Annotated in this window: 14 protein-coding genes; 8 read left to right on the forward strand and 6 right to left on the reverse strand. The window is 63.4% G+C overall.

Annotated features, from left to right (window positions below):
- Window positions 1-840, reverse strand: a complete 840-nt coding sequence (locus tag ABH939_RS22915; protein ID WP_007735521.1) for a DUF1707 domain-containing protein — start codon at window positions 838-840, stop codon at window positions 1-3.
- Between the two features lie 128 nt (window positions 841-968).
- Here ABH939_RS22915 and ABH939_RS22920 point away from each other — a divergent pair, with 128 nt between their 5' ends.
- Window positions 969-1,388 (forward strand): DUF5318 family protein, encoded by a 420-nt coding sequence (locus tag ABH939_RS22920; protein ID WP_042448217.1) that lies wholly within the window; start codon window positions 969-971, stop codon window positions 1,386-1,388.
- Window positions 1,389-1,811: 423 nt separating this feature from the next.
- Here ABH939_RS22920 and ABH939_RS22925 read toward each other — a convergent pair whose 3' ends face one another.
- Window positions 1,812-1,991, reverse strand: a complete 180-nt coding sequence (locus tag ABH939_RS22925; RefSeq protein WP_404650187.1) for a hypothetical protein — start codon at window positions 1,989-1,991, stop codon at window positions 1,812-1,814.
- On the opposite strand from ABH939_RS22925, the gene ABH939_RS22930 reads away from it, so the two are divergent.
- Window positions 1,975-4,125 carry a transglycosylase domain-containing protein gene (locus ABH939_RS22930; protein WP_064689047.1) on the forward strand — a complete coding sequence of 717 codons (2,151 nt, stop codon included), beginning with the start codon at window positions 1,975-1,977 and terminating at the stop codon, window positions 4,123-4,125. The genes ABH939_RS22925 and ABH939_RS22930 overlap by 17 nt on opposite strands.
- A gap of 39 nt (window positions 4,126-4,164) precedes the next feature.
- Window positions 4,165-5,742: a glycosyltransferase family 87 protein gene (locus tag ABH939_RS22935; RefSeq protein WP_404650189.1), complete on the forward strand. Its 1,578-nt coding sequence runs from the start codon at window positions 4,165-4,167 to the stop codon at window positions 5,740-5,742.
- A gap of 2 nt (window positions 5,743-5,744) precedes the next feature.
- On the opposite strand, the gene ABH939_RS22940 is transcribed toward ABH939_RS22935, so the two are convergent.
- Complete coding sequence (locus tag ABH939_RS22940) at window positions 5,745-6,044, reverse strand: LuxR C-terminal-related transcriptional regulator (RefSeq protein ID WP_003941253.1); 300 nt, start codon at window positions 6,042-6,044, stop codon at window positions 5,745-5,747.
- Window positions 6,045-6,230: 186 nt separating this feature from the next.
- Between ABH939_RS22940 and ABH939_RS22945 the strand changes: the two genes are divergently transcribed.
- Window positions 6,231-10,073: a helix-turn-helix domain-containing protein gene (locus ABH939_RS22945; protein ID WP_404650190.1), complete on the forward strand. Its 3,843-nt coding sequence runs from the start codon at window positions 6,231-6,233 to the stop codon at window positions 10,071-10,073.
- Window positions 10,074-10,079: 6 nt separating this feature from the next.
- Here ABH939_RS22945 and ABH939_RS22950 read toward each other — a convergent pair whose 3' ends face one another.
- From ABH939_RS22950 to ABH939_RS22960, 3 genes are read right to left on the reverse strand one after another with little or no spacing between them, the layout of a single operon-like run.
- Window positions 10,080-10,859: a DUF4190 domain-containing protein gene (locus ABH939_RS22950; RefSeq protein ID WP_003941240.1), complete on the reverse strand. Its 780-nt coding sequence runs from the start codon at window positions 10,857-10,859 to the stop codon at window positions 10,080-10,082.
- Between the two features lie 45 nt (window positions 10,860-10,904).
- Complete coding sequence (locus tag ABH939_RS22955; protein WP_311094127.1) at window positions 10,905-11,489, reverse strand: GNAT family protein; 585 nt, start codon at window positions 11,487-11,489, stop codon at window positions 10,905-10,907.
- Complete coding sequence (locus ABH939_RS22960) at window positions 11,489-12,844, reverse strand: glycosyltransferase family 87 protein (RefSeq protein WP_193594740.1); 1,356 nt, start codon at window positions 12,842-12,844, stop codon at window positions 11,489-11,491. Before ABH939_RS22960 ends, ABH939_RS22955 begins: the two co-directional genes overlap by 1 nt.
- Window positions 12,845-13,054: 210 nt before the next feature.
- Here ABH939_RS22960 and rpsF point away from each other — a divergent pair, with 210 nt between their 5' ends.
- From rpsF to rplI, 4 genes are all read left to right on the forward strand, one after another.
- Window positions 13,055-13,342, forward strand: coding sequence for a 30S ribosomal protein S6 (gene rpsF, locus ABH939_RS22965; protein WP_003941237.1), 288 nt, complete (start codon window positions 13,055-13,057; stop codon window positions 13,340-13,342).
- 64 nt (window positions 13,343-13,406) lie between these two features.
- Window positions 13,407-13,931: a single-stranded DNA-binding protein gene (locus tag ABH939_RS22970; RefSeq protein ID WP_003941248.1), complete on the forward strand. Its 525-nt coding sequence runs from the start codon at window positions 13,407-13,409 to the stop codon at window positions 13,929-13,931.
- A 39-nt stretch (window positions 13,932-13,970) separates the two neighbouring features.
- On the forward strand, window positions 13,971-14,213 hold the full coding sequence (gene rpsR / locus ABH939_RS22975) for a 30S ribosomal protein S18 (RefSeq protein ID WP_003941245.1): 243 nt from the start codon (window positions 13,971-13,973) through the stop codon (window positions 14,211-14,213).
- 18 nt (window positions 14,214-14,231) lie between these two features.
- A complete protein-coding gene (gene rplI / locus ABH939_RS22980) occupies window positions 14,232-14,687 on the forward strand; it encodes a 50S ribosomal protein L9 (RefSeq protein WP_007735531.1) in 456 nt (151 codons plus the stop codon).
- Window positions 14,688-15,113: the final 426 nt, after the last annotated feature.

Below are 15,113 nucleotides of genomic sequence, written 5' to 3' on the forward strand. Positions count from 1 at the left end.
CTAGCTCCCGTACGGGTAGGAACGAGAGATCTCGCCCCACGGCGTGACCTCTATGCGTCCTTGGTGGCCGAGTCCGTTCTCTGCATAGATCGCGATCTCCGGGACGCCGTAGTTCGCGTCCACGATCAAGTGGGTGATCGCGGCGTCCGAAACATTGACATAGTCGCCGATGTTCACCATGTACGGCGCGAGCTTGTCGATCTGGATGGAACCGAGGTCGAAGGTCGGCTGGCCCGTTCGCCGCGGAATGGACGTCACTTCCCTCTCGAAGCCGTCGCGAAAACTGATGGACTCGGTGAGAGCGGGAGCATCGGGGACCGCCCGGCTCACTGAGGAGTAGTCGCCGTGGAAGCTGGCGTCGTCTACGAACATGTCACCGAACTCTTCTCGATACCTCTCGATGAATGCGCCGATTCCTTCCGGCGTCAACGTGTCGATGTGTGCGATCAGGATCGGTTCGACGGTCGGCTCCGGCACCGGGGTGGTGGTCGGCAACGGCGGAGCGAGGGAAGTAGTGCTGGCATAACTGGCAGTGATGTCTTCCGAGGGCGTCAACGGTGACCGACTCCACGCCACTGCTGCGATCGCGCCGACGACGATCAGAGCAGCAGCACCGACGAACACGGCCTTTCGTGCCGTCGACGTCCGAGGCACCGTTTTGGTCTCGATCTTCGGCACCTGCAGATCGTTGACCAGGCGTGCGAGTGCGAGCAGGGTCTTCGCGGACTTCGCCTTCTCGGTCCGGTCGAAGTAGTCCTCCGCGCTCAACTGCCCTTCGGCGTACGCGGCGTCCAACACATTGCACGTTTCGACGCGATCAAGATCACGAGCGCGCGTCATCGGAGAACGAGAAGACTTCACAGGAAGTGATCGTAATGGCTGGTCGCCATGCCCCCAGCCCCCGAAATGTGTTCATCGTGACCCTCCCGAACCGTCCGTCGCGGCACGGACGCACGTACGCTGGTCAGGTGCGGATACAGCGGCAAGTTGTGGACTACGCGCTCGCGCGTCGGTCTGTGCTGGCCGAAGTGTCTGCGGGTCGGACCGACGTCAAGCAGGTGTGTGACGCCGATCCGTACCTACTCAGAGCCGCGAAGTTCCACGGCCGGGGCAGCGACGTCGTCTGCCCCATTTGCCGCAAGGAACAGTTGACGCTCGTGTCCTGGGTGTTCGGCGACAAGCTCGGTCAGGTTTCGGGATCGGCCCGAACCTCGGACGAGCTCGCTCGGCTTGCGGAAACAGCAGAGGAGTTCACGGTGCACGTTGTAGAGGTGTGCCGTACCTGCAGTTGGAACCACTTGGTGCAGTCCTATGTGCTCGGCGCAGTACCTGCGCCGCCGCGACCGCGGCGAGCACGCCCACCAAGCCGGCGCACCGCCAGCGAGTAACGCCACACCCGAAGAAGGGCCCGATCGAAGTCTGCACGTGATCGGTCCGTGACCACTGGAGATTTGATTCGTGAGTTCCCCCAGCAACAACAACCCGGGCGGCAACAACCCGGGTGGCCGTCCCGTCGGTCCCAACCGTCCCGCCGGACCTCCTCAGGGTCGTCCGCCGCAGGGACGTCCCATGGGCCCACCACCGCAGGGACGCCCTCCGATGGGTCCGCCCCCTCAGGGTCGTCCGCCGCAAGGTCGTCCGATGGGACCCCCGCCCCAGGGTCGTCCGCCGCAAGCCCGACCTTCAGGCCCGCCTCCTCAGGGCCGCCCCGCCGGTCCCCCTCCTCAGGGTCGTCCGCCGCAAGGCCGACCTGCCGGCCCGCCGCCTCGAGATCGCGCCGTAGGCGCTCAAGGAGATCGCGCCTCCGGCGCTCAGGCGAACGAACCGACCCAGCGCGTCGCGGCAGCAGCAGCGACCACCCGTAGCAACGCGGGCGCCCGCCCGCCGGTCGGACCTCCGCCGACGAAGCCGCCGACAGGTGGCTCCGGTGGCGGTGGCAACGACGGACAACCCCCGAAGGGAAGAAAGAGCACCGTGAAGAAGAAGTCCAAGTGGCGCACAGTTCGCCGCTCGGCCTACGTCTTGGTGGCGCTCGGTCTTGTTCTGCCCGTCCTTGCCTTCATGGCCGCGTACATCGTGCAGGACGTCCCCAAGCCCGGTGACCAAAAGACCAATCAGGTGGCGACGGTCTTTGCCGCCGACGGAAGCACCGTGATCGCTACCGTCGTCCCGCCGGACGAAGGTAACCGCGTCGAGGTCTCGCTCGATCAGGTGCCGATGCACGTTCGTAACGCCGTTCTGGCCGCAGAGGACCGCGATTTCTACTCGAACCCGGGCTTCTCGATCTCCGGTTTCGCGCGCGCAGCCCGTGACAACGTCCTCGGTCGCGACAGTGCCGGTGGTGGATCGACCATCACTCAGCAGTACGTGAAGACCGCGCTCGTCGGCTCGGAGCGTTCGCTGACGCGAAAGATGAAGGAACTTGTTCTCTCCTCGAAGATGGCCAACGAGTGGTCCAAGGACGACATTCTTGCCGCATACCTGAACACCATCTACTTCGGTCGTGGTGCGTACGGTATCGAAGCCGCGTCCAAGGCTTACTTCGGTAAGCCCGTCGACCAGCTGTCCATCGAAGAAGGCGCCGTCCTGGCGTCGTCGATCCAGCTTCCGTCGCTCCTCGATCCCGAGACCAACCCGACAGGCGCGAAGTCCCGCTGGGATTACGTGCTCGACGGCATGGTGTCTGCAGGCACGCTGGATCAGGCCGCGCGCACGCCGATGCAGTACCCCGCATACATCCCGCTCGCCCAGGTCGACAACAGCAGCCAGGGCTCGACCGGCCCCGAGGGCCTGATCAAGCGTCAGGTGCTCAAGGAGATCGGCGACGCTGGAATCAGCGAGCAGTTGCTCAACACCGAGGGCTTGCAGATCACCACGACCATCGACCCGCAGGCTCAGGCCGCAGCGGTCGAGGCAGCCCGTTCCAATATGGAGGGCGAGCCGGAGAACCTGCGTACCGCAGTTGTCTCGGTCGATCCGAAGACCGGAGCCGTCAAGGCGTACTACGGCGGTGAGGACGGCGCGGGATACGACTTCGCGAATGCCGGACTTCAGACCGGTTCCTCGTTCAAGGTGTTCGGCCTCGCAGCCGCCCTGGATCAGGGAATCCCGCTCTCGCAGATGTACGACAGCTCACCGCTGACCGTCAACGGCATCTCCATCGGCAACGTCGAAGGTGAAAGCTGCGGCACCTGCACCATCGCAGAGGCGCTCAAGCGTTCGCTGAACACCAGCTTCTACCGTCAGATGCTCAGCCTCGACGGCAACGGCCCGCAGGAAATCGCGGACATCGCTCACAAGGCAGGCATCCCGAAGGACATCCCGGGCGTCGGCCCGTCGCTCACCGAGGCCGACGGTTCCGGCCCCAACAACGGCATCGTGCTCGGCCAGTACCAGGCCCGCGTGCTCGACATGGCGTCGTCGTACGCGACACTCGCCGCGTCCGGTACGTATCACGCACCGCACTTCGTGCAGAAGGTCGTCGCGGCCGACGGCACCGTGCTGCTGGACCGCGGCGCGCCCGCCGGTGAAGACCGCATCGACGCTGCCGTGGCGGACAACGTGACGGCTGCGATGCAGCCGATCGCGGCGTACTCGCGCGGTCACAACCTGGCCGGCGGACGTCTGTCGGCGTCGAAGACAGGTACTGCGCAGCTCGGTGACACCGGAGCCAACAAGGACGCGTGGATGGTCGGCTACACGCCGTCGCTTTCGACCGCGGTCTGGGTCGGAACTCCCGACGGTGAAGCGATCACCAACTCGGGCGGCGCGATGATCTACGGCTCGGGTCTGCCTTCGGACATCTGGAAGGACACGATGGACGGCGCCCTCGAGGGCACCGACAACGAGAAGTTCCCGACGCCGGGCAAGATCAACGGTCAAGCCGGTGGTGTTCCGGAGTACACGGCTCCCGCACCGCCCAAGACGTCGGCGCCGCCGACCACCGCACCGACGACGACGGAAACCACTCCGCCGCCCGTGGTGACAACGACGCAGGTCGAGGTTCTGCCGGGCATCACGATCCCGATTCCGGGCATCTCCCGGCCGACGACAACCACGCCACAGGTACCAGGGGCAGGCGAGACCACCGAGGAAGAACCGGCAGGTGTGAGCCCCGGCCAGTAGTTGGAGGGTGGTCGGTTCGAAAGACGGTAACCTCGCGGAGTGGCCGCGAATGCTGATGATGCCGAACCGACCTCCCCCGCTCCGCTGGCCGAAGATCTTCGTTCGGCGGATTGGCGGGACGTTCCCAGTCTCAACGACGCGATGGTGTCTGCGCTGTCGGGAACCGTCGGCGGTCCGGTAGGTCGTCACGCACTGATCGGGCGCACTCGCTTCTTCACACCGATGCGAGTGATCCTTCTGCTCGCCGTGGTGTTCTTGGCTTTCGGCTGGTTCGCCAAGGCGGGCTGTATTCAGCAGGCGCCGGTCGGCGAGAGCGGGCAGGTCGGCCTCGACTGGAGTGGCAGCCGTCAGTACGTGGCGATGTGTTACTCCGATACCGTTCCGCTGTACGGAGCCGAGCGCCTCGATCAGGGAGCATTCCCGTACAAGACGTCGTGGGAAGAAGTACGCGGCGACGGTTCGATCCAGATGCGGTACATGGAGTATCCGGTCATCTCGGGGCTCTACCAGTACGGCGCAATGAAAGTCGCGAAGGCGTGGGATTCGATCACCTGGCTGCCGGGCGCGATTCAGGTGGCGCTCTATTTCAACGTCGTGGCGTTCGGGTTGGCGTTGGCGTGGCTGGTCACCGTGTGGGCGAGCACCCTGCTGGCCGGACGACGAGTGTGGGACGGCGCTCTCATCGCGTGTTCCCCGTTGGTGATCGTGCACGTGTTCACGAACTTCGATCCTCTGGCGACGGCGTTCGCGGCGGGTGGGTTGTTGGCATGGGCACGCAAGCGGCCCGTGCTCGCGGGAATCCTGCTCGGCCTGGGCGGCGCCGCGAAGCTCTACCCGCTGCTCCTACTGGGACCGCTCTTGGTCCTGTGTCTGCGCGCGGGCAAGACGAGGGACTGGCTGGTGACCGCTCTCAGCGCGGTCGCGGCATGGCTTGCGGTGAACCTGCCCATTGCCGCGCTGTACCCCCATGGTTGGTACGAGTTCTTCCGGCTCAACTCCGAACGCGGGGCCGATCCGGATTCGCTCTACAACGTGATCGCGTCGTTCACGTCGTGGAAGGGCCTCGACGGTCCTCTCGCACAGGGTGAGTCACCGTCGAATCTCAACGCCGTCTCTCTGCTTTTGTTCGTGGCCGTCTGCATCGGTGTCGGATACGTCGCCCTGACGGCGCAGCGTCGTCCGCGAGTTGCGCAGCTGTGCTTCCTGTTGGTGGCGGGCTTCCTGCTCACGAACAAGGTGTGGAGCCCGCAGTATTCTCTGTGGCTGGTACCGCTGGCCGTGTTGGCCTTGCCGCACCGCAGACTCCTGCTCGCGTGGATGACCATCGACGCCCTGGTCTGGGTTCCACGAATGATGTATTACCTCGGTGTGTCCAACAAGGGGCTGCCCGAGCAGTGGTTCACCGGAACCGTCGTGATCCGGGACATCGCGGTACTCGTTCTGTGCGCGCTGGTGCTCCGGCAGATCTACCGGCCGTCGGAGGATCTCGTGCGGTACGGGTTCATCGACGATCCGGCGGGCGGTGTTCTCGATCAAGCACCGGACAAACAACCTGCCTGGCTACCCGGTTGGCTGAAGCCGTCCAAGGCGAAGGAACCGGAACCCGTCACGGTCTGAGGTCACCACTCGTCGAGGGTGGTGTACCCGTCCTGGACCGCGCGGGCAAACAATGCTGCCTTCGTGGGAGCCGGCCGCCCGACGTCGCTGTACTTCGTGCGGATCCGAGTGATGTGTGTGTTGACGGTGCAGACGCGTAGGCCGAGCGTCTCGGCGACCTCGGACTTGGAATCCGAACGTAGCCAGGCAAGAAGTACTTCGATCTCGCGGACGCTCAGCTTCGGCTTGTGCTTGCCGTGCTTGGGGTTGCCGACTCGGGACACGTTTGCCTCGATCTTCGGAGAAATGCCGATTGAAGACATGCGAGTAGCGCCTTTCGACGGAGGGGATGGGCGTCGACTGCCGTATTTGCAGAAGGGCTGCTGGCTCGGGGTGCGACTGAGACGAGTATTTCGATCGAGGTGTCTCAGTGGAACGGGTGCAACTCTCTCGATACAGAGTCCATACAACGGACAAGTCCCCTACCTGCTTCGATAGAGTGCGTCGCTATGAACTCGAAGGCAGAAGCCGGTACGCACAATCAGGTCGATCCCGCCCGGATCGAGTCGCGTGGGCAGTTTGCTGAGATGCTCACTGCACTGCGGAACGCAGCCGGACTGACGGTCCGCGAAGCCGTCGAGCGTTCGGGTGGTTTGCACGGAACCGTCAGCGGATGGTTTGCCGGCCAACACCTGCCGACGCCGGCGAGTACCCCGATGTTTTTCGCGCTCCTCGAGGCCTGCGGCGTCGATTCCGAGGATGAGCGGGAGCGCTGGATCAGTGCGGTGCAACGAGTGAGACAGCTGACGGCCAGACGACGCGGCGACGCCACCGTTCCGTATCGAGGTCTCGAGTCGTTCCGGCAGGAGGATGCCGAGTGGTTCTTCGGTCGAGACGAACTCACTGCCAACTTGGTCGAGCGGGTGGCGTCGGCGATACGAGGTGTCGGTCGCCGTCAGTTCATGGTGATCGGTGCTTCAGGATCGGGTAAGTCGTCGTTGCTGCGGGCCGGGCTCGCCCCCAAGGTTGCCGAGGGCGATTCACGGTTCGACGGCTGGCGGGTGGAAATCCTGCAGCCGGGTACGGGAGGAATTCCGTCGTCGATTTCCGACGAACCAACCGTCTTGATCCTCGACCAGTTCGAGGAACTGTGGACGCAGTGCGACGGTGATCGGCGCGAGGAAATACTGCAGACACTCGCGGAACTCGGTGAGAACACCATCGCCGTCATCGGAATGCGCGCCGACTTCTACGGGCTCGCGGCGGAGGAACCGCTTTTGGTGCCGCTGCTCGACGATTCGCCGATGGTGGTCGGGCCACTGACCGACGAACAATTGCGCGAGGTGATCGTCGAGCCGGCGGTCAAGGCCGGGATGACCGTGCAGAGCGAATTGGTTCAGGTTCTGGTATCCGAGCTGACACCACGCGGCTCGCGTACGGCGAGCGACCCCGGAGCTTTGCCCTTGCTGTCACACGCACTGTTGGGGACCTGGCAACGGTCGACGCGTAAAACTCTGACCGTCTCGGATTACTACGCCACCGACGGGATCGCCGGAGCTGTCCAGCAAAGCGCGGAGGAAGTGTACGGCGAGCTCACAGATAGGCAGCAGCAGTTTGCGTGCAGGATCTTTCTGCGATTGGTCAACGTCGACGAAGTGACGCAGACGCGTCGGCGGGCACCGCGCACCGAACTCTTCCTCGGTGACGACGTCGACGACGTGAATACCGTCATCGACCGGTTCGCCTTACGCCGCCTTCTCACCGTCGACGAGGAGACCGTCGAGGTTTCGCACGAGGTCTTGCTGTCCGCGTGGAGTCGGCTTCGCGATTGGATCGACTCGGACCGCGCCGGTCTGGCGGTGCATCGCCGGTTCACCTACGCGGCGCAGGTGTGGGAAGACAGTGGACGCGACCCCGGCGCGCTGCTCGGACCCGCACGTCTTCATCTGACGGAAGAATGGCTGCGTTCGGGCGAACTCGGGCTCCCACTGGAACCGAGTCGGACCCGCGCCGCCGACCTCAATGCCGCCGAGCGGGAGTACCTCGCCGCGAGCATCGAGCATCGTGATCAGCAGGAATTTGCCGATCGCCGACGTACACGCGTGCTACGACGGCTCGTGACTGCGCTGGCAGCCGCGTCGGTGATCGCTCTGGTGTTGGCGGTGGTTGCCACCGTCGCCGGTATCGGCGCCAATCGTCAACGTGTCCAAGCAGATACTGCGCGCGACGAGGCGATGTCGCGTCAGGTGGCCACCGAGTCGATCAGGATGCGTGAGCGGGATCCGTCGCTGGCGTCGCAGCTTGCTCTGGCGGCATTTGCGGTCAACGAAACGACCGAAGCCCGCTCGGCATTGCTGGATGCGTCGGGCGTTCATTCGGCTACTCGCATCATCGGACCGCCCGGCGCGATGAAGGCCCGGATCAACCCAGCTGGAACTGTTGTGGCGGTGGGTGGTTCGGACGGAAAAGTCAGGCTTTATCCGATGGTGGACGGTGTGGCCTCAGCTGTTCCGCAGGCGGAGTTCCTCGGAGTCTCGGAGGGCACGGCCCTCTTTGCCGTCGCCTACAGCCCGGACGGACGGCTCCTTGCGACCGGTGGCGCCGGCGGCGCTGCACTCTGGGATGTGTCGGACCCGAAGAATCCGGTCCGTGGAACACTTCCCGTCGACGGTGAACGCGTAGTGCAGGACATGGAGTTCAGCCCAGACGGAACCAAGCTGGTCGCCGGTACCTCGACGCCCGACGTTCTGCGATGGAACATCGACACCTCCACGAATGCCGTTGCTTTGCCTGCTCTTCCGCATCCAGCTGACGGCATTGTCACCGCGACGTTCAGCCCCGACGGACGTTTCCTCGTGGCGGGCGGGCGTCAAGCGACTCTGCGCGTGTGGGACGTCGCGAAGTGGGGTGAGGAATCGGCGCCGATCTTCGCGACCGAGCCCAACGGCACCACCGTCCACTACCTCGGCGTCGCCTTCAGTCCGGACGGACGCGAGCTCGCGGCGGGAACCACTGGCAGGGAGGTGGTTCGGTGGGACATGAGCGATCCGGCGCGCCCTGCTCCCCTCCCGGCGCTGACGGGATTTTCCAGTTACGTCAACGAACTCAACTACGGTAAAGATGGAACACGCCTTGCTGCAGGGAGTTCCGACAACTCCGTGCGCGTGTGGGACCCCCGAACCGGGGCATTGATCGAGACACTTCCGGACAGTGGGGCGGTGACCACCGTCGACTACAGCGATGACGGCCGCAATCTGGTCACCGGGGGACTCAACGGTGTGACTCGCGTGTGGGCTCTTCCGGGTCCGGTCTGGGCGGGAGCTCGGGACACGATCTTCACCAGTCCCTTTGCCGCGGACGGCTCGCGTCTGGTGGCCGGCGTCGGTGCCAGGGGTGGCGCGATGTTGGCGTGGAACACCGAGGATCTCGATCGCCCCGCGGTGATGCCAGAGTTGAAACCGCAAGGGGCCGAAACTTTCAGCGGTGCGTCGGCGGTGTCGGCAGACGGGAACCTGGCTGTGAGCGGCACCGGCGGCGGCGGTGCATATCTTTGGGACCTGAGTGATCCGGCGTCGCCACGTATCTACGGCGAGCCTGCGGTATATGTGAAGGGCATCGTGGCGGTTGTCGCACTGAATCCCGCCGGAGATCTGCTGGCGGTGTCCTCGCAGGACGACAACAGTATTGCGTTGGTCGACGTTTCCGACCCGTCAGCTCCGAAACTGTTGTCGTTGACCGATGTCGGCTCCTACCCGCAGATGATGGCCTTTCAGCCAGGTACCGACATCTTGGCGATCGCGAACGCCAAGAACGAAGTGGATCTGTGGGACGTGTCGAACGCAGCGTCGCCCCGGGTGGCGGCGACGGTGGGTGGATTCGAAAGCTACGCATTAGCAGTGTCTTTCAGCGCCGACGGAACGCTGTTGGCCGCTGGAAGTGCGGATCACGGTGTCGCCGTGTGGGACGTACGCACACCGTCGGCACCCGAGGAACTCGCTCGTCTCGTCGGCCCCGAGGGCGCAATCTATTCGATCTCGTTCAACCGCGCCGGTGATCGGCTCGCTGCCGGTGTCGGCGACGGAACCGTCTGGCTCTGGGACATCGAGACTCCCTCGCAGGCAACACGATTTGCGACGCTGTCCGCCTACCCGGGTCGCGTCAACGACGCTCAGTTCGCCGGCGAGAGTGACATGATCGCGGGTAGCGGGTCGGACAAGACCGTTCGCTTGTGGGGAATCGACCCCGACGGCGTCGTTGATCGATTGTGCCGCACCGCAGGATCTCCCATCACGGAAGCCGAATGGGAGCGGTACCTGCCCGGTGTTCCCTACCAGGATCCGTGTGCCGGCTGACGTGGGTCAGTTCATCCAGAACTCGAGCGCCGGTTCCCGACCCAGCTCGCCTCCGCTGCCGGTGATCACCAGTCCGGCGGAGGTGAGCTTGTACGTCACGTCCTTGTTGGTGACGGTGAATCCGTTGCCCGTGGGCGTCGGATCGTCGAGTTCGATGGTGGCGCCGTCGCTCAGCCGTTGACCCTTGTAGTAGTAACGCCCGACTCCGGTTTCGCAGATGACGATTCGTGATCCGGTCGTGACGGCGATGGCGACGGCGGGATTGGTGGAGTTGCAACTGGGGCCGCCGGAGATGAAGCCCTGACGGTTGGTGCCCGAGACGGTCGGCGCTGGTCCGATCGAGGTTGTGACGCGTGGGGGCGTCGTCGTTTTCGGCGCTGTGGTGGGTGCACTCGGCGCCCGAGTCGTGGTCGTGGAGTACGAGTACGGCGTCGTATAGGTGAGACTCCGCGAACTCGCTTCATTGGCGGCGTTGCCGAAAGCGGCGGCGAGCAGCCCGAAGAACGCGATCCACACGATCACGGCCAAGATGCCGAGTGCGGTGAAGATGTAGCCGATGATCAGTCCGGCAAGGGCGAGTCCGTCGCCTTCTTCGCCGGTCCGTTTGATCTGGCCGCGAGCGATGTGACCGAAGACGATCCCCAACGGCGCGATGAGGAACGCGAAGACGAGGGCGAGCACCGCGAGTGTGTTCGTCGGCCGCCTGCCGTACGGATCGGGCTGCCCGTACGGAGACGGTTGCCAATTCTGATTGCCCTGGTACCCGTACCCACCCTGATCGCTCATGAGGTGAATCTTGGCATGGACTTGGCCGAAGAGTGCAGGTGATCGCTAGTTTCGGGTACGTGTCTCGAGCTGAGGTGCGATGGTCGGCCAATCGTCGTCGGTCATCGCGAACAGCGCTGTTGTACGCCAGCTGCCGTCGACACGGCGTCGGTGCTTGCGCAGCAGGCCCTCGAACTGAGCGCCGAGCTTTTCGATCGCGGCCCTGGACTGTTCGTTGAACTCGTCCGTGTGCCACTCGACGCGTACGGCTTCGAGCTGGTCGAAGGCGTGACGAAGCAGGAGCAGCTTCGATTCGGGATTGATCCCGGTTCCCTGAACCGATCGCGACAACCACGTGTACCCGATTGCAAGACTGCGGTTTACCGGGTCGATCTGGTACATGGACGTAGTGCCGACCACGGCGTTCGTCGCGATGTTCACCTGCGCAAAGGCGATCCGATTAGGGTCGTCGGTTGCTGCAGCGATGTACTTCTGTGCCTGTTCCCGATCGGTGATGGGCGATGCGGTCCAACGAAAGATCGCCGGGTCGTCGGCAGCAGCGAGCAGAGCGTCGGTGTGCGCGACGCCCAGGGGTTCGAGTCGGACACGATCACCGGTCAGCGTCGGTGATTCGAACCATGATGCAGTCATCAGGCGTGCTCCCGTGAGTGAGTCGGAAGGTTGTTGTCGGAGTTGGCAATCGGATCGGTCCCACCGGCAAGCGGATACCGCAACGGGACTCGCAGGAACAGGAAGAAGAACACGGCGAGCAGGATGACGTGGCCCCACACGCTCGCCTGGACGACGGCTTCGTACTTGCTCGGATCGAGATTCATGTCCAGTTGGTAGAAGTACCGGAAGATGCCGATACCCAACGCTGCGTCGGCGATCAGATAGGCGACGATCCAGAACCACCGGATCTTGAACAGTACGAGGAAAGGCAGGATCCACAGTGTGTACTGCGGTGAATTGACCTTGTGCAGCAACACGAATCCGCACAGCATCGCGGCACTGACTGCAATCCACGGAAAGTAGCCGTCGCGGACGTAGCGGCGCCAACCCAGATACATCGCGAGCGCGAACGACAACAGGATCATGACCGGAGACAGGATGCTCACCAGTGCGTCGTAGTCGGCGTTGAGTTCGCGAACTCCGAAACCGTAGAACGGGCGCAAACCCCAGAACCACACCGAGTTGGTGGTGATGTCCGCGCTTCGCTTCTCCTGGAAGCTGAACGACGCGCGCCAGCCTTCGTAGGAAATGAGGGCGAACGGCAGGTTGACGAGGACGACGGTGACGATCGCCGCGCCCGCCGTCATCAGCGCTCCACGAACGTCGTAGCGCTTGCCTTCGGTGCCGCGTAGAAGCACGTAGGCCATGAGCGGCAGCACGAACATTCCCGGGTACAGCTTCAAACAGAAACCGATCGCCAGGATGACGGCCGCCAGAACCGCGCGAGTTCGCAGCGGGATCCGCTCGAACGTCATCAGGAAGATCGCGCCGACGCTGGTGGCCACCACCGGGAGCTCCCAGTTGTGGAATGCGTACAGAACCAGGGGCGGAGTCGCCGACCACACGAGCGCGTACGCGCCGCTCATCTTGCCGAGCATCCACGCCGTGAGCAGTCCGAAAGGAGCCAGGATCAGGGCCGAGTGCAGAAGGAAATCGGTGTCGGTGTGTGAGCCGATACCGCCCAGCCACATCAGAATTCCGCTGAGCACCGGGTATTCGACGGTTCCGCCGGTCAGGAATCCTTCGGGCGTTATCCCTCCGGTGACGAAGGGGAACAGATGCTGATCGATACCTCGTCCGAGCCAGAGCAACTGAATGTCGGAGTAGCAGACGTCGATGTTCTTGTTGACGTCGAAGTTCAGGCTTCGTCCGTCGGGCGCGAACGGTGCACCGCCGCATCTGGCCTTGTTGAAATAGCCCAGCGCCATCGTCAGCCCGCACAATCCGACGACCAACGCCAGGATCGACGCCGGGGTCTTGCGGTCTGTTCGCATGATTCTCACCCTAGGGGGCGCAGTGGCTCGCGGGGTGATGCGTCTGCACCACGCGTCGCGCATCGACCCGGTGGTCTTCCCGGAGGGCCGGGACGATTTCCCTGGTCAAGGCCCCTCGTGTAACCTACGAGGGTTGCTGACGCAACGACCCTCCTGCCACGGATAGTCCGTGGCCGTTTTCACTTAGTCCACAGGAGGTGATGAGGTCTTATGCGTCATTACGAATTGATGGTCATCCTTGACCCCAGCCTGGACGAGCGCACTGTCGCTCCTTCACTGGATACGTTCCTCAATGTTGTGCGCCAGCACGGCGGCACGATCGACAAGGTCGATGTCTGGGGTAAGCGTCGTCTCGCCTACGAGATCCTGAAGCATGCTGAAGGTATCTACGCGGTGATCGACATCAACGCCACTCCCGCCACCGTCGCTGAGCTCGATCGTCAGCTCGGTCTGAACGAGTCGGTTCTGCGCACGAAGGTTCTGCGCCACAACAAGTAATTACTGTCGGTAGCGAGCTCTACTCTCGCGCCCAACGGTCTTACATCAATGCAGGAGGAACCACATGGCTGGCGACACCATCATCACCGTCATCGGAAACCTGACGGCTGATCCTGAACTTCGTTTCACCCCGGCGGGTGCCGCGGTTGCAAACTTCACGGTTGCTTCCACGCCCCGCACCTTCGACCGTAATTCCAATGAATGGAAAGACGGCGATGCGCTGTTCATGCGTTGCAACATCTGGCGCGAAGCAGCCGAGAACGTCGCGGAGAGCTTGACCCGTGGTTCACGAGTAATCGTGAGCGGCCGGCTCAAGCAGCGTTCGTACGAAACTCGCGAGGGCGAAAAGCGAACTGTCGTCGAGCTCGAAGTCGATGAAATCGGTCCTTCACTGAAGTACGCCACGGCAAAGGTCAACAAGGCCAACCGTGGTGGCGGCGGTGGAGGCGGCAACTTCGGCGGTTCCTCCGGCGGATCGGGTGGCGGACGTCCGAGCGCTGCACCTTCGGGTGGAGACGATCCTTGGGGCAGTGCGCCTCAGGCTTCGGGCTCCTTCGGTGGTGCGGGCAGCGACGAACCGCCCTTCTGATCCGTACCTGATCAGGAACATCCAGAAAAGAGCAAAGACATGCCGAAGCCGCCCTTGCGCGACAAGGTTATGAAGAAGAAGGTCTGCACCTTCTGCAAAGAGAAGAACACGCAGATCAACTACAAGGACACGACGTTGCTTCGTAAGTACGTCAGCGATCGCGGAAAGATCCGTGCTCGCCGTGTCACCGGCAATTGCGTCCAGCACCAGCGCGACGTTGCCATTGCCGTCAAGAACTCACGTGAGGTAGCACTGCTGCCTTACGCCACCGTGGCTCGCTAAGGAAAGGGAGGAAAGAACATGAAGCTCATCCTCACCGCTGACGTGGACAACCTCGGTGCGCCTGGCGACACCGTGGAGGTCAAGGACGGCTACGGCCGTAACTACCTGCTCCCCCGCGGACTGGCAATCGTCGCCACCCGTGGCGCCGAGAAGCAGGTCGAGGGCATCCGTCGTGCACAGGAAGCGCGCGCTGTGCGCGGCCTGGATCACGCCAAGGAGCTCAAGGCAGCTATCGAGGGCCTCGAGTCCGTAACGCTGACGGTCAAGACCGCCGGTGGCTCGGGCAAGCTCTTCGGTTCGGTTACCGTCGCTGACGTCGCTGCTGCGATCAAGGCTGCCGGTGGACCGGTTGTCGACAAGCGCTCCATCGTGTTGCCGAAGGCTCACATCAAGAACACGGGCAAGCACGCCGTGGTCGTGAACCTGCACCCCGATGTGGTTGCCAAGTTCAACCTGAACGTCGTCGGCGCATAGTCGACTGTTCGTCTCGTCGGGCCCCGCACACTTCGGTGTGCGGGGCCCGACGTTTTGTTTCGGGGTGCGGTGTGCCGCCTGACAGCGTCCCGAATCGGACCTGGGGATAACTCTCACACTGTGATGTTCGACTTGGTGATCAGTGACGAATCGGGCGAGGCAACACGCCCGACACGCCGACGCGCCGACTGTGGAAAAACTATTTTCATCAACAGGCCTGTGAAATTGTGGATAGCCATCTACCTGCTCTTTTGTGGTTGCTAGGCAAAGTAGTCCCCAAATGCTCCACAGGCGGTGCACACCGTGGGGCGGGAGTTTCCACAAAGCATCCACAGGTTTATCCACAGTCCGGTTTGTATGCGGACCTACTAGTCCCTAACGTCATCTCGGCGTCTATCTACAGTCCGGCCGAATGCGGCTAGGGGA

Source organism: Rhodococcus sp. 27YEA6 (assembly GCF_044908235.1).
Taxonomy (GTDB): domain Bacteria; phylum Actinomycetota; class Actinomycetes; order Mycobacteriales; family Mycobacteriaceae; genus Rhodococcus_F; species Rhodococcus_F qingshengii.